This window comes from Flavobacterium sp. KACC 22761 (assembly GCF_034058155.1).
Taxonomy (GTDB): domain Bacteria; phylum Bacteroidota; class Bacteroidia; order Flavobacteriales; family Flavobacteriaceae; genus Flavobacterium.
The window spans coordinates 2,112,561-2,136,740 of record NZ_CP139148.1; the positions used below are offsets into that span (position 1 = coordinate 2,112,561).

General features: G+C 33.3%; 20 protein-coding genes and 1 riboswitch. Of the genes, 18 read left to right on the plus strand and 2 right to left on the minus strand.

Translation table 11 applies throughout. The features are described 5' to 3' along the window. Window positions 1-3: 3 nt before the first annotated feature. The 3 genes from SCB73_RS09250 to SCB73_RS09260 all read left to right on the plus strand — a co-directional run bounded on the left by SCB73_RS09250 (window position 4) and on the right by SCB73_RS09260 (window position 6,636). On the plus strand, window positions 4-2,691 hold the full coding sequence (locus tag SCB73_RS09250; RefSeq protein WP_320569751.1) for a carboxypeptidase-like regulatory domain-containing protein: 2,688 nt from the start codon (window positions 4-6) through the stop codon (window positions 2,689-2,691). A 92-nt stretch (window positions 2,692-2,783) separates the two neighbouring features. Then, window positions 2,784-5,024, plus strand: coding sequence for a hypothetical protein (locus SCB73_RS09255; RefSeq protein ID WP_320569752.1), 2,241 nt, complete (start codon window positions 2,784-2,786; stop codon window positions 5,022-5,024). A 145-nt stretch (window positions 5,025-5,169) separates the two neighbouring features. Continuing rightward, entirely contained in the window at window positions 5,170-6,636 is a 1,467-nt protein-coding gene (locus SCB73_RS09260) for a M28 family peptidase (RefSeq protein WP_320569753.1), read from the plus strand. A 71-nt stretch (window positions 6,637-6,707) separates the two neighbouring features. On the opposite strand, the gene metK is transcribed toward SCB73_RS09260, so the two are convergent. Next, window positions 6,708-7,958, minus strand: a complete 1,251-nt coding sequence (metK, locus tag SCB73_RS09265; protein ID WP_320569754.1) for a methionine adenosyltransferase — start codon at window positions 7,956-7,958, stop codon at window positions 6,708-6,710. A gap of 759 nt (window positions 7,959-8,717) precedes the next feature. On the opposite strand from metK, the gene SCB73_RS09270 reads away from it, so the two are divergent. From SCB73_RS09270 to SCB73_RS09325, 12 genes are all read left to right on the plus strand, one after another. Continuing rightward, window positions 8,718-8,900, plus strand: coding sequence for a hypothetical protein (locus SCB73_RS09270; protein WP_320569755.1), 183 nt, complete (start codon window positions 8,718-8,720; stop codon window positions 8,898-8,900). Window positions 8,901-8,981: 81 nt separating this feature from the next. After that, window positions 8,982-10,286 carry an O-acetylhomoserine aminocarboxypropyltransferase/cysteine synthase family protein gene (locus SCB73_RS09275; protein ID WP_320569756.1) on the plus strand — a complete coding sequence of 435 codons (1,305 nt, stop codon included), beginning with the start codon at window positions 8,982-8,984 and terminating at the stop codon, window positions 10,284-10,286. A 158-nt stretch (window positions 10,287-10,444) separates the two neighbouring features. Then, a complete protein-coding gene (locus tag SCB73_RS09280) occupies window positions 10,445-11,533 on the plus strand; it encodes a homoserine dehydrogenase family protein (RefSeq protein WP_320569757.1) in 1,089 nt (362 codons plus the stop codon). Window positions 11,534-12,094: 561 nt separating this feature from the next. Beyond that, window positions 12,095-12,295, plus strand: a complete 201-nt coding sequence (locus tag SCB73_RS09285; RefSeq protein WP_320569758.1) for a hypothetical protein — start codon at window positions 12,095-12,097, stop codon at window positions 12,293-12,295. A gap of 261 nt (window positions 12,296-12,556) precedes the next feature. Then, window positions 12,557-12,665: riboswitch (SAM riboswitch) on the plus strand. A 79-nt stretch (window positions 12,666-12,744) separates the two neighbouring features. Next, entirely contained in the window at window positions 12,745-13,728 is a 984-nt protein-coding gene (locus tag SCB73_RS09290) for an alpha/beta fold hydrolase (RefSeq protein ID WP_320569759.1), read from the plus strand. A gap of 1 nt (window position 13,729) precedes the next feature. After that, window positions 13,730-16,144 carry a bifunctional aspartate kinase/homoserine dehydrogenase I gene (gene thrA, locus SCB73_RS09295; protein ID WP_320569760.1) on the plus strand — a complete coding sequence of 805 codons (2,415 nt, stop codon included), beginning with the start codon at window positions 13,730-13,732 and terminating at the stop codon, window positions 16,142-16,144. Window positions 16,145-16,221: 77 nt separating this feature from the next. Next, entirely contained in the window at window positions 16,222-16,647 is a 426-nt protein-coding gene (locus tag SCB73_RS09300) for an OsmC family protein (RefSeq protein WP_320569761.1), read from the plus strand. Between the two features lie 172 nt (window positions 16,648-16,819). Further along, window positions 16,820-17,992, plus strand: coding sequence for a trans-sulfuration enzyme family protein (locus SCB73_RS09305; RefSeq protein ID WP_320569762.1), 1,173 nt, complete (start codon window positions 16,820-16,822; stop codon window positions 17,990-17,992). 91 nt (window positions 17,993-18,083) lie between these two features. Next, window positions 18,084-18,593: an alpha/beta hydrolase family protein gene (locus SCB73_RS09310; RefSeq protein WP_320569763.1), complete on the plus strand. Its 510-nt coding sequence runs from the start codon at window positions 18,084-18,086 to the stop codon at window positions 18,591-18,593. 74 nt (window positions 18,594-18,667) lie between these two features. Further along, window positions 18,668-19,174, plus strand: coding sequence for an RDD family protein (locus tag SCB73_RS09315; protein ID WP_320569764.1), 507 nt, complete (start codon window positions 18,668-18,670; stop codon window positions 19,172-19,174). A gap of 92 nt (window positions 19,175-19,266) precedes the next feature. Next, the gene (locus SCB73_RS09320) at window positions 19,267-19,767 is read left to right on the plus strand and encodes an RDD family protein (RefSeq protein WP_320569765.1); all 501 of its coding nucleotides are present in this window, start codon (window positions 19,267-19,269) and stop codon (window positions 19,765-19,767) included. Window positions 19,768-19,898: 131 nt separating this feature from the next. Continuing rightward, window positions 19,899-20,309: an RrF2 family transcriptional regulator gene (locus SCB73_RS09325; RefSeq protein WP_026728538.1), complete on the plus strand. Its 411-nt coding sequence runs from the start codon at window positions 19,899-19,901 to the stop codon at window positions 20,307-20,309. A gap of 96 nt (window positions 20,310-20,405) precedes the next feature. Here SCB73_RS09325 and SCB73_RS09330 read toward each other — a convergent pair whose 3' ends face one another. After that, on the minus strand, window positions 20,406-21,188 hold the full coding sequence (locus SCB73_RS09330; RefSeq protein WP_320569766.1) for a sulfite exporter TauE/SafE family protein: 783 nt from the start codon (window positions 21,186-21,188) through the stop codon (window positions 20,406-20,408). A 310-nt stretch (window positions 21,189-21,498) separates the two neighbouring features. Between SCB73_RS09330 and SCB73_RS09335 the strand changes: the two genes are divergently transcribed. The 3 genes from SCB73_RS09335 to cysD all read left to right on the plus strand — a co-directional run bounded on the left by SCB73_RS09335 (window position 21,499) and on the right by cysD (window position 24,175). Beyond that, a complete protein-coding gene (locus SCB73_RS09335) occupies window positions 21,499-22,386 on the plus strand; it encodes a sulfite exporter TauE/SafE family protein (RefSeq protein ID WP_320569767.1) in 888 nt (295 codons plus the stop codon). 26 nt (window positions 22,387-22,412) lie between these two features. Next, window positions 22,413-23,123, plus strand: coding sequence for a phosphoadenylyl-sulfate reductase (locus SCB73_RS09340; protein WP_320569768.1), 711 nt, complete (start codon window positions 22,413-22,415; stop codon window positions 23,121-23,123). Window positions 23,124-23,257: 134 nt separating this feature from the next. After that, on the plus strand, window positions 23,258-24,175 hold the full coding sequence (gene cysD, locus SCB73_RS09345; RefSeq protein WP_262489180.1) for a sulfate adenylyltransferase subunit CysD: 918 nt from the start codon (window positions 23,258-23,260) through the stop codon (window positions 24,173-24,175). Window positions 24,176-24,180 lie beyond the last annotated feature (5 nt).

A 24,180-nucleotide genomic window follows, 5' to 3' on the forward strand; every position in this document is an offset into this window, starting at 1 on the left:
TCCATGAAAAATATATTTCTTTTCGTCATTTTTTTAATGACCTCGATATCTTTTGCGCAAACGGTTCGTTTTGATGGTATTATTCAAGACGAGCAAAAAAATCCGTTGGAAATGGCCAATATTATGGCGGTTAACAACGCCACAAAAGCAATGGATTCTTATGGTATTACTAATGATAAAGGGAAATTTCAGCTTACATTAAAGCCAAATACTTCTTATACAATTAAGATAAGTTATCTTGGAATGAAATCAAAAGAAATGGCGATTTCGACCAATACCGAAAATATCGTTCAGAATATTGTAATGGACGGTGCTGGAATAGAATTGGAAGGTGTTGAAATTGTTCGCGAAATGCCGGTTTCGATAAAAGGTGACACTATTGTTTACAATGCCGATTCGTTTAAATCGGGAACAGAAAAAAAGCTGGAGGATGTTTTGAAAAAATTGCCCGGCGTTGAGGTAAATGCCGATGGTGAAATAGAAGTAGAAGGAAAAAAAGTCAGCAAATTAATGGTTGAAGGAAAAGATTTTTTCGACGGAGATACCAAACTAGGCGTTAAAAATATTCCTGCCGATGCTATTGACAAAGTGCAGGTTTTAAGAAATTATAACGAAGTAAGCCAATTAAAAGGTCTGGAAAATGATCAGGATAATGTTGCGATGAACATCAAGCTGAAATCGGGGAAAAAGAATTTCTGGTTTGGAGATGTAACGGCAGGAATTGGCGTTGCAGAGCTTGATAGTCGATACATAATCAATCCAAAACTGTTTTATTATAGTCCTAAATATTCCATCAATTTAATTACCAATTTCAATAATATTGGCGAATTGCCTCTGACGGCCCAGGATTATTTCAAATTTACGGGCGGTTTCAAAAATATGATGAAAAAGGGAGGAAGCAATTTTAATGTTTCGTCGAATGATTTGGGGATTTCAGTTTTAAGAAACAATCGTGCTAAGGAAATCGAAACGAAGTTTGGAGCGACGAATTTTTCTTATAATCCCACAAAAGCTTGGAATATTAGCGGTTTCGGAATTCTTTCGGTTTCGAAAACAGATTTAGAAACCAAATCGCAAACCACGATTTTAGATTCTGGCGATCAGCAGAAACGAGATGAAATGACGCATCAAAAAAATAATTTGGGACTTTTTAAATTGAGTTCGAGTTATAAGCCAAGCGATAAATTTCAGTTTGATTATGATATTTTGACCAAATTATCAAAACAAGATGAAGATACTGATTTGTTACGTGAATCGGTTGTAAATAATGTTTCGGCAGTTGAAACCATTTTGACACAGAAAAAGCAAGATCCAACATCAGTAAATCAAAATTTGAGTTTGTATTATACGCAAAGCGACAAAAACATTTTTGCTTTTGAGGCGCAACATTTATATCAAGACGAGAATCCGTTTTATAATGCCAATTTACGTTCGCAGCCTTTTGATTTGGCTGGATATATTTCGGGACAGAATCGAAATGATTTGAATCAGGACCGTTTTGTGAAAACAAATAAACTCGATGCAAAACTGGATTACTATTATATGGTAACGCCAAAAAGCAATTTTAATGTGACTTTAGGAAATACCTATTCGTACCAAAATTTCAATTCTCATATTTTCCAAATGCTGGACAATAGAGATAAAAATGACTTGAATGAACCAGAAAATAACAATGATGTTGATTATAGATTTAATGATGCTTTTTTAGGTTTTCACTATAAAATCCTGACAGGAAAATTTACTTTCACTCCCGGCCTAAGCATACACACATACAATATGACAAATGCGCAATTGGGAACCGATTATTCACAAAGTTTCACAAAAGTCCTTCCTGATTTTTTTGCCTTGTACCAAATCAAAAAATCAGAAACATTGACGTATAATTTTTCATTATCGAATGATTTTACAGATATCAATCAGCTTGCGGCGGGTTATGTTTTATCAGATTACAGCAGTTTGTTTAGAGGAAATCGTTTCTTGGAAAATGCGACTTCGCAAGTGCATTCATTGCGTTATTTCAAATATAATATGTTCAATTTCGAGAATATTTTTGCCAATGCCACGTACACGAAAAAAGTTGACGCCATAAAAACGAAGGCTAATTTTGACGGAATTAATCAATCTTCAGTTCCGTATAACTCCAATTTAGCCGATGAAACTTTAAGCGGAATGGGAAGTTACGGACGTTCTTTCTTGAAAAATTACAAAGCCTCGGCAACGGCAAGCTTGAATTGGTCAAAGTTTAATAATATTCAGAATAATGTTTTGGCGACGACAGAAAGTTTTACGCAAAGTTATACGGTAAAAGCAGCAACAAATTATAAAAATCTGCCGAATTTAGAACTTGGTTATAACGCTTTGATTAATCAATACAGCGGTTCAACTTATTATACGGACAAGCCTTTTGCGAGATTGGATTATTATTTCTGGAAAAGTTTTTCATTTGTTTCAGAGTATGAATTCTATCATTATTATAATGGAAATAAAACGGTTGATAACGAATATGACTTTTTGAGCGCCAGTTTGGTTTATCAGAAAAAAGACAGCAAATGGGAGTATAAAGTTTCGGCTACAAACATATTAAATACAACTTATTTGAATGATGACAGTTTTTCGCAATTTTCTACACGAGTTTCGCAATACACTGTTCAGCCTCGCTACATCATCTTTTCAATGAAATACAATTTGTAGTATTTTAATTGCTAAATTATCAGTTTTAATGACTTGTTTCGATAAGAATCGAATATCTTTGCTTCAAATTATTAACAGCAAAAAAAATAGTCATGCGCAAGTTTGTGTGGAGTATATTACTCGTGATTACAGGAATTTCCTGTTCATTTTCTCAAGTGAAAGGAATAGAAAAGGGAACTTATTTATCTACCAATAAAGGCCAAAAAATCAAGCTCAATTTATTAGAAGATAATAAATATGAGCTAGTTTTTTATACAGGCAATTATGAAATCAAAGGCGATTCTTTAATCTTTATTCAGAAAGAAAATGCTGAAAATGGTTTTGATCTTGCTTTTGCAACCGATAAAAAGGCGAAAAAAGTAAAAATTAAGTTCCCAGATTCATCCTATTATTCTTTTTATATAGGAACACAAAAAGGAAACGAAGAGGTAGTTTATCAGAGAGTTTCGGATATTAAAACTAAAATAGACCCAAATTGGGAAAAGACAGATTTAGAATTTGATATCGAAAAAACGGATTATTTATATTTGGTTTATGAAAATTATGACGGCAAAAGCAATGTCTGCAAATATACATTGCCAAAAGATGTTTCTGAAATAACCGTAAAATATGAATTTGCACTTTTAGGCGATTTAAAAATTGGCGGTTTTTTTGATCGGAAAACAAATGAATTGAAAATCTCGGAGCCTTCGGGCAAAGATCCTCTGGTGTTTTTAAATGAAAAAAATCCACAGCCAGAAAAGCCAAAAAAAGTAATTCCACTTGAAAATCAAACCATCTCAAATTGGACTTACCCGGGGAAAGAAAATTATAATGACATTTATGGAACTGGGGTTGCTGTTGATACAACACTATATCCGCCTTTATCGACAGGAACTGAAATTGCGCCTCCTACACTTCCTTCTCAATATGATTTTAAATTAAAAATTGAGAATAATTTAAAGAACGCTTTGGCAGCAACAAAAGAAGCAAAACTTAAATTTTTAATGTTTTACAGCAATAGCAAAGATAAAGCCGTAAAAGAAAACTTCAATGCTTTTGTAAAGGATCAGGAAACACAGGCTGGATATAATATGTATGACGGATACAATCCTGTTTATGATGTGTATAATTATTATTTGGCTGGCGCCGATGACAAAAAATGGCTGAAAACTAATAAAATCACAGATGATCCAAGTGTATTAGTTTTAAATAGCGATGGTGATATTTTAGCGAAAGCGAAATCTGATTTATCAGACAAGAGTTATCAGTTTAGCTATTATGGTGATTTATATAAAAAATTGCAGCGAGTAAATGCTTTTGTATACATTAATAAGGTATTCAAAAATAAAAAAGCACCTGATGCTGATTTGATTAGCGCCTTTAATAGCGCATCAGTTTTAGAAATTTCGTACGATTATGATTTAGATGAAACAATTGCTGATCCTAATTCTACTGATTTTGTAATAACCAAAATAGCATCTGATAAAAAAGAAGTCGCTCAGACTTGGAAAAAGCTGATCGAAGCACATCAAAAAGATACAAAGCCAGAGATGTATTTGGTGGAAACAATTGTAAGAGAAATCAAAAATCAGGGTTTTACAAAACAGCTTTTTAATGAAGACAAAGTTTTTAGTGATACGGATTTTCTAGCTATAGATTATCTTTTAAAACACTCTGACAAAATTGAAGAAAACCGTTCGGACTTCAATAATAAGGAAGACGAAGTTCATAATATAGGAAATGTGATTTTTGAAATTTCTTCTGCCTTGCAGTCGAACTCTTATATTGCTCAAGATAAATTTTCTTCGGATATAAATAAAGAGAAGAATATCTCAATTTATAAAAAGATAATTGCTTTAGGAAAAGGAAATTTTGAATCGTACAGCAATTATTTTCAATATTTGAATAATTCAGAAGATCCAACAGCATCAAATGTTGATTTCTTAAAAGAGTTCACAGCTTATTTTGATTCTAATTTAACAGCATCAAGTCCAATTGAAAAATTGGATGCAATGTTTTCTGCATTAGATTCATCCTATGACGGATGGAATTCTTTTAAAGATTATCATTCTAATCTTTGCAATAATGCAGCTTGGTCAGTAGTGTTGCAATCACAAAATGCTAATTTTTTAAAAGAAGCAATTAAATGGTCTGAATATAGTTTAGTGATAACCAAAAACAATCCGTACTATTTAGATACGTTGGCACAATTATATTATAAAGACGGCCAAAAGCAAAAAGCTATTGAAACACAAGCTCTGGCAGTTAAATTTTTGAATGCGGTTACAGAACCAGAAACGGCAGCAGATATTAAGGAGACTTTGGACAAGATGAAAAATGGAACATATTAAAAATATAATCGTTGTGAAAAATGTAATGGCTGTCTGTATTGATAGCCATTTTTCTTTATTAATCATTGCTAATTGTTGTTTTTGATGTAAAAAACTAAAGTTTTTGCCTTGAATTGATTAAGTTTGGATTATAAAATTAAAAGGTATGAAAAACAAAATGATCCTTGGTTTACTGGTTTCTGGAGCAATGACTTTTGCACAGGCAGTTAAAAAACCATTAGTTGCGGCAATAACTGATAAAGATCTTAAAACTGATATGTATCAAATGGCCGGAGACCATTTTAACGGTCGTGAAGCGGGAACTCTAGACGAATTAAAAGTATCAATGTGGCTGGCTAATAAAGCAAAAGAAGCGGGAATGGAACCTGCAGGAGATGATGGAACTTATTTCCAATTTTTTGATTTGTACAGACACCAAGTTACGCCAAATACAAAGTTTAAAATTGGACAAAAAGAGTTTAAACTTTGGAAAGATGTTTTAGTGGCAGAAACTACTAATATTAAGGTAGAAGGTTCATTAGTTTATCTAGGCGCAGCAACAAAAGAAGAAATTGAAAAAGCAGATGTTAAGGGAAAAGCAGTAGTTTTATTAGCTTCAAAAGAAGGAATTGCTGATGATATTTCGCTTTTTGACAGGCGTTATCCTGGGTTAGTTAGAAATAAATATTATGACCTTGTGGTTAAAAAAGGAGCAATCGCACTTATTATGGTTGCAGACGAATTGGCTGAGCAAAGTTGGTCACAAGTGGAGCCACAAATGACAAGAGGTATTTACGGGATTGAAGGTTTCCGTGATAAAATAGGATCTACGATGCCAGTTTTCTGGGTTCACGGTGATCAATTAAATTATTTAAAAAAGACTAAAGATTTATTGTCTGCTGAAGTTATTTCTGAAACTTACAAATATCCTTCAGTAAACGTCGTAGGTACAATTGCAGGAACAGATCCTAAATTGAAAAATGAATATGTACTTTTCAGCGGTCACCAAGATCATGATGGTGTGCGTCAAAAATACGGACAGGATTCTATTTATAATGGAGCCGATGATAATGCAAGTACTTGCGTGGCAATGTTGGCAATCGCACGAGCTTATAAGCAACAACCTGGAAAAAGAACATCTTTGTTTGTATTTCACGGTTCAGAGGAACGCGGTTTGTTGGGATCAAGATGGTATGCAGCACATCCTACCGTTCCAGAAAAAGACATTATCGCAGTTTTAAACGGTGATATGATTGGAAGAAACAATGTAAATCAAGCGGCATTATTGGGTTCTAGTTCGCCACATGAAAATTCATCTGATTTGGTTGCCATTGCCAAAAAAGCAAATGACGAAGGTCCAAAATTTGATTTGGATAAACTTTGGGACAGGCCAGAACATCCAGAATATTTTTACTTCCGTTCAGATCATTTGCCATATGCAAGAAGAGGAATCCCTTCAGTTTTTTACACCAGCGTTTTGCACAGTCAATATCATACGCCAATGGATGAATCTGAAAATATTGATTTCGTAAAATTGCATAAAATGACAGAGTGGATTTACAGAACGGGTTGGATTTTGTCTAATGATCCTAATCGCCCTAAAACATTGCCAAATGTGCAATTGGAAAGATAAGTTCATAATAAAATTAAAAACCCGATTTCAATTTGAAATCGGGTTTTTTTATGTTTAAGATTTAGATTGAATTACAATCCAAATGCAACTTTAACTTGGTCAACAAAATCAAGTTTTTCCCATGTAAACAATTCAACAGTAACAGTTTTTTCGTTTCCACCTGGAGCAGAGAAAGTTTTAGTAACCGTTTCTGGTTTACGTCCCATGTGTCCGTAAGCAGCAGTTTCGCTATAAATTGGGTTTCTTAATTTCAAACGTTGCTCAATAAAGTAAGGACGCATATCAAAGATAGCTTCTACTTTTTTAGCGATTTCACCGTTCGTTAAGTTTACTTTAGAAGTTCCGTAAGTTTCAATGAAAATACCCATTGGCTCGGCAACTCCAATTGCGTAAGAAACCTGAACTAAGATTTCATCAGCAACACCTGCAGCAACTAAGTTTTTAGCGATATGACGTGTAGCATAAGCAGCACTTCTATCTACTTTACTTGGATCTTTCCCAGAGAATGCACCACCACCGTGAGCACCTTTTCCACCGTACGTATCAACAATGATTTTTCTTCCTGTCAAACCAGTATCTCCGTGAGGTCCTCCAATAACGAATTTCCCTGTTGGGTTGATGTGGTAGTTTATTTTATCGTTGAATAAATGAGCGTGTTTTGGATTTTTAGCTATAATTCTTGGAATCAAGATTTCAACGATATCTTTTTTGATTTTAGCCAACATTGCAGCTTCTTCATCAAAATCATCGTGTTGAGTCGAGATAACAATTGCATCAATACGAGTTGGTTTGTTATCGTCGCTGTATTCTAAAGTTACTTGAGATTTAGCATCTGGACGTAAATACGTGATTTCTTTGTTTTCACGTCTTAAGATTGCTAATTCTTGTAATAATTTATGAGATAAATCTAATGCCAAAGGCATGTAGTTTTCAGTTTCATTTGTAGCGTAACCAAACATCATTCCTTGGTCTCCAGCTCCTTGCTCTTCTGGCTTAGCTCTGTCAACACCTTGGTTAATATCTGCAGATTGCTCGTGAATTGCTGAAAGAATTCCACAAGAATTTGCTTCAAACATATATTCGCTCTTAGTATATCCAATTTTGCGGATTACCTCACGTGCAATTTGCTGTACATCAAGATAAGTATTTGATTTTACTTCTCCTGCTAAAATAACCTGACCTGTTGTAACTAATGTTTCACAAGCTACTTTCGAGTCAGCGTCAAATGCCAAAAAGTTGTCAATTAATGCATCCGAAATTTGATCTGCAACTTTGTCTGGATGCCCTTCACTAACAGATTCTGACGTAAATAAATAAGCCATAATAATGATTAAATTTAAAATTAAGCGAGAAAAATAATTGCTAAAAAGGGCTAAAGGAGAGTGTCTGCTTTAGCATTTTTTACTACTGAAAGAATTTTTTCAGCACCCATAACGAACCATTTCATTATGAAGAGGTTGCAATCAGTTCAAATTTTTCCTCTGTATTCGGGTGCAAAGGTATAAAACCATTTTGATTTGCAAATTAAAGTTCAACTTTTTTTATTTTTTTAAAGAGAAATTTAACAGTAGCATACTAATTTGATAGGGCAATAGAAAATATTTTTAATTTTGTTTGGCCGATTCAAAAATAGTTCGCAACTTTGCCTCGTTGAAATAAAAAGAAACAAAAAAATGAAATTTACAATTTGCAATATGATGTCTTGTATGATGCCGGAATATTCCGCAGAGACGTTATTGTAATTTTTTTTCAAAAAAAATATATAAAGAACCTCTGCACATCGCAGAGGTTTTTTTTGGTCAAAAGAAAAAAAGAAAGAAAATTCACTTTTAAATTTGGTAGTTAAAAAAATAGATATTACATTTACCCTATCGAATTAGTCGAATTTAAAAAAGAAATTAATTTTAATTAAAAATGAAAACAGCAAGAAAAAATATGATGTGTTGTAGTATGATGCAAATGTGCATCCCAACTTGCTGTTGCCAAAAGTGAAAGATAAAATCTTTGTTATAGTTTCAACTATAAGCCCTTTTGGTCGCCATCCGAAAGGGCTTTTTTATTTACCATTTAAAATTAAAATCATGAAAACATTAAATTCAATAGCTATAGAATATTTATTGAGAAACGATTCTCAAGACAATGCTAATAAATCAGAAGAGATCTCGAGAGAAGTCAACAGAATAAATTCAGAACAATACGCAAGAAATCAAAAATCATTGTTGCTTCAAATGTATGAACTCGAAGAGGGTGATTTTTTTGCATAAGTCAATTCTAATTCAATTACAATTTTTAAAAATTAACCACACTATAATATAGTATTAACAATATCTAAAAACTAAGAAATCATGAGTACACAAAAATTTGCAACAAACGCGCTACATGCAGGACACGATGTTACTAAAAACGCAGGAACTAGAGCCGTTCCAATTTATCAAACTTCATCATACGTATTTAATAATGCAGATCACGCCGCCAATTTATTTGGTCTTGCCGAAGCTGGATTTATTTACACACGATTGAATAATCCAACAAATGATGTGCTGGAACAACGCCTTGCAGCGCTTGAAGGCGGGATTGGAGCTGTAGTGACAGCATCAGGAGCATCGGCAATTTCGACAACTTTATTGACGCTATTAAGAGCTGGAGATCATATTGTAGCATCAAACAGTTTATATGGAGGAACTTACAATTTGCTAAGTGTGACATTGCCACGATTAGGAATTACCACTACGTTTGTAGATCCTTCAAAACCAGAAAATTTTACTAAAGCTGCCAAAGAAAATACAAGAGCCTTTTTTGTAGAATCTTTAGGAAATCCAAAACTTGATGTTTTGGACTTAAAAGGAATTTCGGCGGAAGCCAAAGCATTCAAAGTGCCGTTTATAGTAGATAATACAGTTGCGACACCTTATTTATTAAACCCAATTAAATATGGTGCCGATATTGTAATTCATTCCTTGACTAAATATATTGCCGGAAACGGAACTTCATTAGGAGGCGTTATTATCGATGCCGGAAATTTTGATTGGGCAAACGGAAAATTTCCTGAATTTACGGAGCCTTCAGCGGGATATCATGGATTAGTGTACCACGAAGCTTTAGGAAATGCGGCTTTTATTGCAAAAGCAAGAATCGAAGGATTGCGTGATTTTGGCTCGGCATTGAGTCCGTTTAATGCTTTTCAAATTATTCAGGGATTAGAAACTTTGCCAATCCGAATTAAAAAACACAGCGAAAATGCTTTGGCCTTGGCTGAATGGCTTGAAAAACAAGATGAGGTAGTTTGGGTAAATTATCCAGGCTTGAAATCAAGCAAATACCACGATTTAGCCAAACAATATTTGCCAGAAGGACAAAGTGGGATTATCACGTTTGGGTTAAAAGGCGGTTTTGATGCTGCGAAAAAAGTGGTTGACGAAACTAAATTATTCTCATTGTTGGCCAACATTGGCGATACAAAATCATTAATTATACATCCAGCAAGTACTACGCACCAGCAATTGTCTGAAGAAGATCAATTGTCAACTGGAGTTTCAAAAGATTTAATCCGACTTTCTGTTGGAATCGAAGATATCGAAGATTTAATTGCTGACTTGCAAGCTGTTTTTGAAAGCGTTACACAAGCGCAATACAGCATCAATAAAAATTAGGTTTTTTTGTTTTTTGTTTGAAAAATTGCCTTTAGCGGTGTGGTGCCGCTAAGGGTGATTTTTTATGATAAAAAATCACAATATATATGTGTAGAGACGCACTGCAATGCGTCTAGCTCATGATGTTAAAAATCAGATATGTTTTAAAAATTAAAATTATGTCAAAGCTTAAAATAAATATTATTCTTTTTGGAATTGGAAATATCGGAAGCACTTTGATCAATCAAATTATTGAAAGTCAGGAATTTTTTCTGCAAAGCAAGAATGTCGATTTTCATTTTCCAATAATTACCAATTCAACTGTTGCTTTTTTCGAGAAAGAAGGCGTAGGCTATGCTTGGGAAACTAATTTTAGAGAATTGGCTGTTCCTTTCAGGGTTGAAGATATTGTGGAATTTGCGAAAGAAAATGAATTTGAAAATTTGATTGCCGTAGATGCTACAGCCAGTGACGAACTGATTAGTCATTATAATACTTTGATCGAAAACGGATTTAATATTGTAGCCGTAAACAAAAAAGCCAACACGCTTCCGATCGATCTTTATAAACAGCTGAGAGAAAATCTAAAAAAGTACGATAAAGAGTTTTTATATGAAACATCGGTCGATACGGGATTTCCGGTTTTGCAGACTTTAAGAGATTTGTATTATTCGGGCGAAAAAATCACAAAAATCAGAGGAGTTTTTTCAGATCATCTGAGTTATATCTTCAATAGATTTTCTTTAGAGGAAAATTCTTTTTCAGCTATTTTGAAAGATGCCAGCCTCCTAGGATTGATGCGCAATACTTTTAAAGAAGATTTATCAGGAAATGACACAGCTCGAAAATTATTGATTTTGACTCGCGAAATTGGAAAAGAGTTCGAATTAGCAGATATAAAGATCAATCCTATTATAAAGGAAGAACATTTAGAGAAAAATGGAATATTAAATAAAGAGGCAATTGACAAATCGTATAAAATAGCAAAAATTACACAGCGCGAAGATCATGTGTTGCGTTATATTGGTGAATATGATATCGAGAAAAATACACTCGAGGTAAAGTTAGTTTCAGAACCTGTTACATCGGCAATTGGTCAATTAAAAGGATCAGATGCCATTTTTGAAATTTATACACAATCTTACGCTGATGTGCCAATTGTTATACAAGGAGCATCACCTTGTAAACAGGCAATTTCAAGAGGAATTATAACTGATATTTTAAAAGTTGCCGAAAAAATTAAAAATAAAGAAGCAGTTTGGCTTTAAGTGGTTTTTGAATGTTATAAAAAAAGTTCTTTGAAAGATTGAAACAGAAAAAGTTAGTTAAATTTTTGTAATATTAAACTGATATTTTGTTAAATTGTAATTTTGTAAGATGTTTTTTGACGATAAAAAAGTGTTTTTTAACGTTTTTTTAGAAAAAATAAGCTTTTGTAACTTGCAATATTCAAAAAAAAGTCGCAAATTTGTAAGACAAGTAAGATCTGTTAAAAACAGATGCCGAAATGTTAAAAACAAATGATTATTTCCTTTTAGATCTTAATCAAATCTAAAAGTTTATTAAAGAAATTTAAATGCAAAAGTTTTTTAAAATAAAAGTCAAATCACAGATGAATAAATCCCTACAGATGAACAAGATGTTTAACGTCGCACGTATTTGTGTATGCGTCTGTTGATACTAAAAGTATATATAAGTTTATATAAAAACTTAAACCCTTTTGGTATTAAAAATCCAAAAGGGTTTTTTTATTCATTTTGATTACCATAACACAGATTTAAAGAAAAAGTAAAGATTATAAAACGCAAACTAACTTAAACTTAAATATCATGAGCACATTAAACTACTTAAGAAAAAAGATTTCAACTTTCAAAAACATCAAAAATGAAAGAAACAATCCGCCGCCAACAAATGAGTTGATCCACCCAAGTTTCGGAATCACGGAGACAGATAAAAAAGAGGTGAAAAAAGAACCAAATTCTTTGTTATTCTTGATGTATTCAAAAGAGAATGAAACGCTTTTTATCTAAATCAAAAAGCATCATAAAATAGGGTAAAACCCGCTTAATTTTACTGGGCAGTTTGTTCGGTAATTTTTTGCGTATAATAGTTTTAGTAATAGACAAAGAGATGATGGTATTAATAATGCCAATTCTTTTGACTTTATGACTTTAAACTTTCGACTTATATTTAAAGTATGTTTAAGAAATTGCAGAATCAATTTCGATAAAATTTGTTAGTTTAAGAAATTAGTAGTTAATTTGCACCGTTAAGTTCAAAAATGTATTGAAATGTTATAAAGAAAGGAGGAGGGATTAGACCCGATGAATCCTTAGCAACCCTTCGTTAATTCGAAGAAGGTGCTGCATTCTACCACGCCCAAACGTGGAAAGATAACAACAAGAATTTTTCTAGTTTCAAACCCTAGACTTTCTTTCTAATATTTCCACATACAAATCAATAATAAAAAGATTTGAAATTGGAAAATATACCCAATCCTATTATAATTCAAGATTTCATCACAGAAAGTGGTGCGATATTTTCATCATTGCCGTTAAGTTTTACGCTTTCTGGCTTGCCTTTGCATACCGCACCAATCGTTTTAGTCAATCATGCTTTGACTGGAAATGCGCAAGTGACTGGGGAAAACGGCTGGTGGAGTGATTTGATTGGAGATGGTAAAACCATTGATACAAACAGATTCACTGTTTTAGCCTTTAATGTTCCGGGAAATGGAAATGATTCATTCCTAATCGAAAATTATCAGGATTTTACCGCCAGAGATATTGCAAGAATTTTTATCAAAGGTTTGAAATCGCTAAACATAGAACAGGTTTTTGCTATAATCGGCGGTTCTGTAGGTGGCGGAATTGCTTGGGAAATTTTGGCATTGGAGCCAAACATCACAGAACATCTAATTCCGATTGCGACAGACTGGAAATCGACTGATTGGATGATTGCCAATTGTTATTTGCAGGAACAAATCTTAAACAATTCGTCAAAACCAATTGAAGATGCCAGAATTCATGCTATGCTCTGTTATCGATCTCCTGAATCATTCAAAGAAAAATTTCAGCGAACCATCAATCAAGATCTTCTGATTTTTAATATCGAAAGCTGGCTGGCACACCACGGAAAAAAATTGCAACAAAGATTTCAGTTGTCATCCTATAAATTGATGAACCAATTGCTCAAAACCATAGATATTACTCGAAATAGTGAGGATTTCGAAACTTTAATATCAAAATCAAACGCGGCGATTCATATTGTTGCAATCAATTCAGATTTGTTTTTTACGCCAAAAGAAAACCTGGAAACCTATCAGGAACTAAAAAGGTTTAAAGACAATGTTTTTTATAGCGAAATTGATTCGGTTCACGGACATGACGCTTTTTTAATCGAGTACAAACAATTAGATCATTTACTTGCCGATATTTTTAAGGCAGAAACAATAGCAAAATAAAATGAAAGTATTAAAATTTGGAGGCAAATCGTTATCAAACGGAGAAGGACTTAACAAAGTAGTTTCAATCATTTCAGATAAAGTAAATCAAGGCGAACAAATTGCCGTAGTTGTTTCTGCGCGCGGTAATGCAACAGATGAATTAGAAGATATTTTAAGAATTGCCGCTAAAAACGGAAATTATAAACCATTATTAGAAAGTTTTAAAGCGTATCAAACTTCAGATTATCCAGAAGTTGATTTGTCTGAGGAATTCAATATTTTAGATAAACTCTTTGAAGGAGTAAGTCTTATTGGTGATTACAGCAGCAAAATTAAAGATCAGATTTTGTCTAAAGGCGAATTGCTTTCGGCTAAATTATTGACTGCCATTTTAATCGAAAAAGGAATTCCAGCAAACTTTGTTGATACAAGAGAATTGCTTAAAACCGATTCAAAATTTGGTGACGCACAGCCTTTGGAACAACTTTCAAAGAAAAATGTGATCAATTATTTCAAGCTTCATAACGGAGAAACAGTGAATATCGTAACAGGTTTCATTGGTTCAAACAACAATAACGACACTACAACTTTAGGAAGAAACGGAAGTAATTATACCGCTTCGTTAATTGCGAATTATTTAAATGCCGAAGAACTTCAAAATTTCACGCATGTTGACGGAATTTATACCGCAAATCCTGATTTAGTTGCTGATGCTAAAAAAATTGAATATTTGTCATTTAATGAAGCAAATGAGCTGGCTAATTTTGGCGCAACGATTCTGCATGCAAAAACGATTATTCCGTTATTAGAAAAAAATATTCCGCTTCGTATTTTAAATACCTTCAACCATGAAAATCGAGGAACCTTAATCACTTCAGATTCAAATAAAGAAGGAATTAAAACGCTTTCAGTTTTGGAAAATGTGTCATTAGTGAATCTTGAAGGCCGAGGATTGCTTGGAAAAGCTGGAGTTGACGCCCGAATTTTCAAAGTAATGGGCGATCACAATATCAGCGTAAGTATTATTTCACAAGGTTCTTCAGAAAGAGGAATCGGGTTGGTTGTCGCAAAAGACAAAGCAACACTTGCAATGGTTGAATTGGAAAAAGAGTTTGAAAACGACTTTTATTCTAAAGATGTAAACCAGATTACGGTTACCGATAATGTATCTGTAATTTCTATCATCGGACAGGATTTGAGCACTTTCCATAAACCATATACAGCTTTAATCAAAAACAAAATAGTTCCGATTTTATTCAACAACACCGTTACAGGTAAAAACGTGAGTTTGGTTGTTAAAAAAGAAGAATTAAATAAAGCTTTAAACGTAATTCACGGAGAAATCTTCGGAGTTTCTAAAAAAATCAACATTGCGATTTTCGGCCACGGATTAGTTGGAGGAACTTTGATCAATCAAATTTTAGAATCGGCCGCAGCGATTGAAAAACGTAAAGATATTAAGCTGAATGTTTTTGCAATTGCCAACTCTAAAAAACTGCTTTTAAATAAAAATGGCGTAACTTCAAATTGGAAAAACGATATCCAAACAAAAGGGGAAGCTTATACGCTAAATGATATTATTGCTTACGCGAATGAATATCATTTAGAGAATTTAATTGCAATTGATAATACAGCAAGTGCTTCTTTTGTAGAAAATTATATTCCGCTTGTAGAAAGCAGTTTCGATTTGATTTCTTCAAATAAGGTTGCAAATACATTGACTTATGGTTTTTACAAAGAATTGAGAAAAGCTTTGGCAGAAAATCAGAAAAATTATTTATACGAAACCAATGTTGGTGCGGGATTACCGTTAATTGATACCATAAAATTACTGCATCTTTCGGGAGAAAATATCACGAAAATTAAAGGGGTTTTCTCTGGAACATTAAGTTATTTATTCAATAATTTCTCTGCAAAAGATGCTCCGTTTAGCGAAATTTTGCAAGAAGCAATTGATAACGGATATACAGAACCAGATCCGCGTGAGGATTTATGTGGAAATGACGTGGGAAGAAAATTATTGATTTTGGCAAGAGAATTAGATTTGCAGAATGAATTTGAGGAAATCTCAATTCAGAATTTAATTCCGGAACATTTAAGAGAAGGAAATGTTTCTGATTTCTTGACGAAGTTGAAAGAATTCGACCCAATTTACGAGAAAATAAAAGCCGAACAACAGCCAAATCATGTATTGAGATATATTGGAGAGTTGTCTGGAGATTTGCAAAATGATAAAGGAAATTTAGAAGTAAAATTAGTTTCAGTGCCAAAAGATACAGCTTTGGGCGGATTAAAAGGTTCTGATTCTTTCTTCGAAATTTACACAGAATCTTACGGAGATCGTCCAATCGTGATTCAGGGAGCCGGTGCAGGTTCTGCGGTTACGGCAAGAGGAGTTTTTGGAGATATTTTGAGATTGTCTGATAAAGGGTAATTGATTTTAGATTGCAGATTTTAGAGTTTAGATTGAAATCTGAAACCAAACAAAAAAACAAAAAAAATAACAACACAATGAAAGTAACTTTAAACAGAGTAAATGACGCATTTCATTTCAAAGTAAAAAATGAACGCGGACACGTAGTTGACGTTGACAGCAGAGCCGAATTTGGCGGAAGCGATTTAGGAGCAAGTCCAATGGAATTAGTTTTAATGGGAGTTGCGGGATGCAGTGCTATCGATATGATTTCAATTTTGAAAAAACAGCGTCAGGAAATTACTTCTTTTAACGCTGAGGTTGAAGGAACACGAGTTCAAATCGAGGAAGCAAAACCTTTCAAAGAAATCGATGTGGTTTTTTATTTAGAAGGAGAAATCAGTCCAGATAAAGCAAAAAAAGCGGCACAGCTTTCTTTCGAGAAATATTGCTCAGTTGCCAAAACTGTTGAGCCAACAGCGACCATTAGCTACAAAGTTGTCTTGAACAACGAAGCTTTATAAAATTAGATAATTAGTTAATTTGAAAATTGGATAATTTTTGAATTTGTAACAATGAAAATTCACATTCAATCCTTAGTGAAACTCTGCGTTTTACTTTGTGAATTTTTGTGAAATTAAAAAAGAAAAACGAATTAGTGCAAATCAGTGCAATTCGTGTTAAACAACACAAACAATGAGTACAGAAGAATTTGGTTTTGAAACACAAGCCATTAGAACACAATTAGAAAGATCTCAGTATTTAGAGCATTCGGTGCCATTATACTTATCGTCAAGTTTTATATTTGAAGATGCCGAAGATATGAGAGCTTCATTTACAGAAGAAAAAGAAAGAAACATTTACAGCCGTTTCAGCAACCCAAATACTACAGAATTTGTAGATAAAGTATGCAAAATGGAAGGCGCAGAAGCTGGTTATGCTTTTGCAACCGGAATGGCAGCGGTATATTCTACTTTTGCTGGCTTGTTGAATTCAGGCGATCATATTGTTTCGGCGAGCAGCGTTTTTGGTTCTACTCACGCTTTGTTCATGACTTATTTTCCAAAATGGAATATCGAAACTTCTTATTTCGAAATTAACAAGCCAGAAACAATCGAGAGTTTTATAAAGCCAAACACCAAAATATTATACGCAGAATCTCCAACAAATCCTGGAGTTGATGTTATTGACTTAGAATTGTTGGGCAATATTGCTAAAAAACACAACTTGATTTTAATTATCGACAACTGTTTTGCAACGCCTTATTTGCAACAGCCAATTAAATTTGGAGCGCATTTGGTAATTCATTCGGCGACTAAATTAATTGACGGACAAGGACGTGTTTTAGGCGGTGTAACGGTTGGAAATGCTGATTTAATCAGACAGATTTATTTGTTTTCGAGAAATACAGGTCCAGCTTTAGCTCCGTTTAATGCTTGGGTGCTTTCAAAAAGTTTGGAAACATTGGCAGTTCGCGTGGACAGACACTGCGAAAATGCTTTAAAAGTAGCTGAATTTTTAGAAAGTCATCCAAATGTAAATAGCGTAAAATATCCGTTCCTGAAATCTCATCCGCAATACGAAATTGCTAAAAAACAAATGAAAGCGGGTGGAAATATCATTGCATTTGAAATCAAAGGCGGCATCGAGGCGGGAAGAAAATTCTTGAATTCAATTCAGCTTTGTTCGTTATCAGCAAACATTGGTGACACAAGAACAATTGTTACGCATCCAGCATCAACAACACACAGCAAATTGTCTGAAGAAGATCAATTGGCAGTTGGAATTACACAAGGATTGGTTCGTGTTTCTGTTGGTTTAGAAACGGTTGAAGATGTAATTGCCGATTTGAAGCAAGCATTAGGTTAAAAATAAATACAATATTTTTGAAGGGCTATTTTTTTAAATAGCCCTTTTTGGTATATAGAAAATTGCATTTTTAATTTTAGTTTTACAAAATATGGAAAAACCAAGATTGCTTTTGTTGTCAGATTTATTTGGAGGCAATCCCGAATGGATTCACTATTATATCGAAATTTTAGAACCTAAATTTGATGTTCAATATTATGATATTTTAAAATTAGCCCGGATTGATTCATCAAATGAAAAAGAAATTCACAATCAATTTTTAAGCGGAGGAATAGAGAAGGCGGTAAGTAATTTGTTGGATTCTAAAAAAGGAGAAGTAGCAGTTTTAGGTTTCAGTATGGGAGGAACAATTGCATGGAAAGCCTCTTTAAAAGGATTGAAAACAACAAAATTAATTTTGGTTTCTTCGACAAGATTGCGTTTTGAAACTGAAAAACCAAGCTGCGAAATCAAGCTTTGTTTTGGTGAAAAGGATTTGAATGCACCAAAAAGTGATTGGTTTTTGGGGCTAAAAATTTCCAATCAGATTATAGAAAATGAAGATCACTGTTTGTATCAGAAAAAAGACAATGCATTTTTAATTTGTACTAGTTTTTTGTAGTTTTTTGGATAAAAAATATATTTTTGTTAATGCTGAAATAAAGTAATAATTAATCAAATAAGTAAAAATGACAATTGAATAATTCTATCTATGTTCTGGAAAAGAAACTGTTGACATCAGATCGAGATCGTTTTTTAAATTGTATCATCGATTTTTTTTCTATTCTTATCATGATTTTTGTTTTTACATTTTTTGTTGTGATAACGGGAAATATTTTTCAATGGGATGTTTATCGTCCTTGGGTAGAAACTATGATAAATTTAGGGATGCTAGGAACCTATCTTTCTTTTGCGATGTTTTATTATTTAGTTTTTGAAAGTCTCTTCGGAAGAACTATTGGTAAATTTATTACAGGGAGTATTGTAGTAAATGAAAATGGTCTAAAACCAAGTTTCAGCGCTATTTGTATTAGAACTCTATGTCGTTTAATTCCTTTTGATCAATTATCATTTTTAAGTAAATCGGAAAGAATATGGCATGATGCTCTTTCTAAAACTTTTGTTGTTGAGAAAAAAGATTTGGAAAGAGATATGGAGATTTTCCGCTCCTTAGATTTAATTGGCAAAAAAGAAATAGCCTAACTCAAAATCTACTTCTTTGAAATTGTATAAACAAAAAGTATATTTTTGTTGTAACCAAAAAACTATTAATAATTAAAATAACCAATTAATGTATGAGTAATTCTGGATACATTCTTGATGACCGATTGCTGGCTTCGGTGGGAATTCGTTTTTTAAATTATATTTTAGATACAATATTTGTTGTTGCTATTTTTATGGGACTTTGTCTTTTTGCAGGTGTTTTGATTGGTTTATTTGAATTGACAGGTTTAAGTCAATGGATGAACGAATTAGGAGATTGGGGCTGGAATATGGTAATTTTCACAATTTATTTTTTCTATTTTTTAATTACCGAAGGATTATTCGGACGATCATTGGCCAAATTTATTACAGGAACTGTTGTAGTTGACGAATATGGTGAAAAACCAGATTTTGGAATGATTGTTAGAAGAAGTCTATGTCGTTTTATTCCTTTTGATGTGTTTTCGTATTTTGGAACAAGAGGTTGGCACGATTCTATTTCTGATACTTATGTGGTGAATAAAAAAGCATTAGCAGAAGAAATAAAAACCTTTCATGAGTTCAATTTAATTGGAAATAACGAAGTAATTTGATGGATTTAGTAGAATTTAACTATTCAACTCTTAGTTTTCTCATTTAAAAAAACTACTTTTGTTGTAGAAAAATATGAAGTCTGTTTTTTTAAAACAAAAAATCAAAAGACTGCAATCTAAAATATAAAATAGTGCTTTCAAAGAAAACAAAATACGGAATTAAGGCTTTAACTTATTTGGCAAGAAGGGAAAATAATGAACCGGTTCAAATTGCCGAAATCGCAAAAAATGAACATATTTCGATTAAGTTTTTAGAAAGTATTTTGCTGTTGTTGAGAAACTCAGGTTTTCTTGGAGCCAAAAAAGGAAAAGGCGGTGGATACTATCTGATTAAAGATCCAAAAGACATCAGCATGGCAAAAGTCTACCGAATTTTGGAAGGGCCAATTGCCTTATTGCCTTGTGCAAGCCATAATTTCTACGAAAGATGCGATGACTGTGATGATGAATCAACTTGTGCAGCACGACGTTTAATGACAGAAGTTCGTGATAATACCCTTAAAATATTAGAAAGCAATTCTTTAGCAGATATTGCCTTTTAGTTTCGAACCATATAAGTTATATAAATTCATTTAGACTTTGCGCTAAAGCTAAGCTTGATTAAATGAATTTATATAACTTATATGGTTTAAATTTTTTTAAAAAATCAATTTATATCCTGCCATAAAAAGCATTACAGCTATGGCATTTCTAAGAAACTGATCTGGCACTTTTCCGCTTAGCATACTTCCCATGTAAATTCCAGGAAGAGATCCCATTAATAATTGTCCTAGCAAGCCTAAATCTAAATTTCCCATTGAAGCATGTCCAATTCCAGCAACCAATGTCAAAGGAACAGCGTGTGCGATTTCGGTTCCTACTAATCTTGGTGTTGGCAATAGCGGATAAAGGAAAAATAAAGTTACAGTTCCTAAGGCCCCAGCTCCAATAGAAGTTAAGGTTACAGTAGCGCCAAGTAATATTCCAATTCCGATAGTCAATGCATTTTGAGCTGTGCTTTCGCTATGAAATTTATCTCCCGCATGTTTTTGAGAGAACTTCAAAATTTTGTTTTTAAATATAATAGCAACAGAAGTAAATAATAATGCCCAGCCTAAACTATATTTAATAACACCATTTATAGTTTCAATATCAGTCTTGATGCTATTTAGAATCCATAAAGTTATTAAAGAAGCAGGGACACTGCCAAGGGTGAGCCAACCTGTAATTTTCCAGTTAATGTTTCCTTTTTTATTGTGAACAAAAACGCCTCCTGCTTTGGTGAATGCGGCATATAATAAATCGGTTCCTACTGCGGTTGTTGGCGGAATATTGAAGTATAATAAAATTGGAGTCATTAAAGAACCGCCACCAACTCCCGTGAGTCCAACAATAAAACCAACAACTAATCCTGCAATTACAAGACCTATTTGAAAATCCATAAATAAAAGTTTGGGGCTAAAATACGATAATTTTATAATAATCCTATCGATTTTATAGAGATTAAAAATGTATTTAAAAACCAAATATTTTTGAAGGATAAATTGTTGAAATATGCTGTAATACGGCATTATTTGTGAAATTATACGGCATAATTCTTAAAACTCTCTTTTAGAATATAATAAAAGGTTAATTGAGGGTTTAAAAAAATAATAATATTGCTTTGTAATTTAGAAATAAGTAGTATTTTTGCAAAGTAATCTACTAACCCGATAGGGTAATAGGTTTGAAGTAAATTTAAACATGTTAAATATGGAGAAAGAACTGAAAATAAATAGTGCTGATTCTTTTAAGGAAAAGCTTTGGATTGGAATTCCTGTTGTTTTACTAGTAGGTTTATTATCTGTTTTGATATACAATCATCACGCAGAATTTACGTGGGATGGATTTGTGAATGGTTTTAATGCAGAGTTCCTAGTTTTTTTTGCGATTGGAGTTTTTGCTCAATTGGTTGATGGAACTTTAGGAATGGGTTATGGAGCGACTTCAACGTCATTTTTATTGGCTTATGGAGTTCCACCGGTAGTGAGCAGTACGGCAGTTCACGTTTCAGAAATGTTTACAACGGGTGCATCGGCGCTTTCGCATCATCGTTTTGGAAACATCAATAAAAAACTGGTAAAGCATTTATTGATTCCAGGAGTTTTAGGTTCTATTACAGGAGCTTATTTATTGTCTGATGTTATCAATGGCGATGTCATCAAACCATTTATCGCAGTTTACATGATGATTTTGGCAATTGTTATTATCAGAAAGGCATTAAAAAAGAGTATAGAAAAAAAGAAAACTAAAAAATTAGGTGCTTTGGCTGTTTTCGGCGGATTTATGGATTCTGTTGGAGGCGGAGGCTGGGGGCCAATCGTAACTTCTACTTTATTAGGAAGAGGAAGAAATCCGAGATATACTATTGGTTCAGTAAACGCAGCAGAGTTTGCAATTTCATTTGCAAGTGGTATCACATTTATGCTTTTTGGAGGAATCCACGGCTGGCAGGTTATCATCGGACTGATTCTAGGAGGAGTCGTTTCAGCACCTTTGGCAGCTTATTTAGTAAATAAAATCAAAAGAAAACCAATGATGGTTGCAGTTGGAATTCTAATTATAGTATTGAGTTTAAAAACATTATCTAAATTATTGTAAAAGATAATTTTAGAAAGGAGAGATTTATGAGTGCGATTATTGTACAAGAATTATTAGAGAAAACTAAAGCTTTTTCGCTTGACGAAACCTTAGTTTTTTTAGCAAAAGAATTTCCGGGAAAAGTCATTTTTTCGACTTCTTTCGGACAAGAGGATCAAGTAATTACAGATTTTATTGCAAAAAGTGACACAGATATTAAAGTGTTTACTTTAGACACAGGAAGATTATTTCAGGAAACTTATGATGTTTTTCATAAAACATTAAAAAAATATAAAAGACCAATCGAAGTCTTTTTTCCAGAAGCAGCGTCAGTAGAAAAACTGTTACAGGAAAAAGGACCAAACAGCTTTTATGATTCGGTAGAAAACAGAAAAGAATGCTGTTTTATCCGAAAAGTTGTTCCGTTAAGAAAAGCTTTGGCAGGAAACTCAGTTTGGATTACGGGACTTAGAGCTGAACAATCAGAAAACAGACACGATTTAAGTTTGTTTGAATACGACGGAAATTTCGAAATCATCAAATTCAATCCGCTTTTAAAATGGACTTTAGAAGAAGTTGAAACGTATTTATCAGAAAACAATGTTCCTCAAAATGCTTTACACAAACAAGGTTTCGTAAGTATCGGTTGCGCACCTTGTACGAGAGCGATTTTTCCTGGAGAAGATATCAGAGCAGGAAGATGGTGGTGGGAATCAAGCCACAAAGAATGCGGGCTTCACAGTGCTAAGAAAGAGTAGGTAAGACTTTTAGAGGCAAGAAGAAAGAGGCGAGACTTTCTTTTAGAGAATAGAATATAGATTATAGAATAAAGAGTGAAGATTTTTAGATCGGGCAACTTGAAACCTGAAACCTAAAACTTGAAACAACAAAAATATCAAACAAAAAAACAATGAGTTCAGTATTAAAAACAAACGCTTTAGAGAGTGAAGCGATATACATTTTCAGAGAAGTAATTTCACAGTTTGACAAACCGGTTTTACTTTTCTCAGGAGGAAAAGATTCTATCACATTAGTGCGTTTGGCGCAAAAAGCATTTTTCCCTGCTAAGATTCCGTTTCCTCTTTTGCACGTTGATACGGGACACAATTTCCCTGAAACAATTGCTTTCAGAGATAAATTGGTAGAAGAATTAGGTTTAGAGTTGATTGTTCGTAATGTTCAGGATGCTATTGATGAAGGAAAAGTAGTTGAAGAAACTGGAAAATACTCAAGTAGAAACAGTTTACAAACAACAACACTTTTAGATGCAATTGAAGAATTTAAGTTTGATGCTTGTATTGGTGGAGCGCGTCGTGATGAGGAAAAAGCAAGAGCAAAAGAACGTATTTTCTCAGTTCGTGATGATTTCGGACAATGGGACGAAAAAAATCAGAGACCTGAGTTGTTTGATATTTTGAATGGAAAAATTGAAAATGGCCAAAACGTTCGTGTTTTCCCAATTTCAAACTGGACAGAATTAGATGTTTGGAGTTATATCGAGAAAGAAAAAATCGAGATTCCGTCAATCTATTTCTCACATAAAAGAAAAGTTTTTTTGAGAGACGGTTTAATCTGGTCGCATTCTCCTTTTGTGTACCAAGAAGAAGACGAACAAATCGAAGAAAGAATTGTTCGCTTCAGAACCGTTGGAGATATGAGCTGTACAGCGGCTGTTGAATCTTACGCAGCAACAATCGAAGAAGTAGTTGGAGAAATTAGATCGTCAACAATTTCAGAAAGAGGAGCCAGAATTGATGATAAACGTTCTGAAGCTGCGATGGAGAAAAGAAAACAACAAGGATACTTTTAGTAATT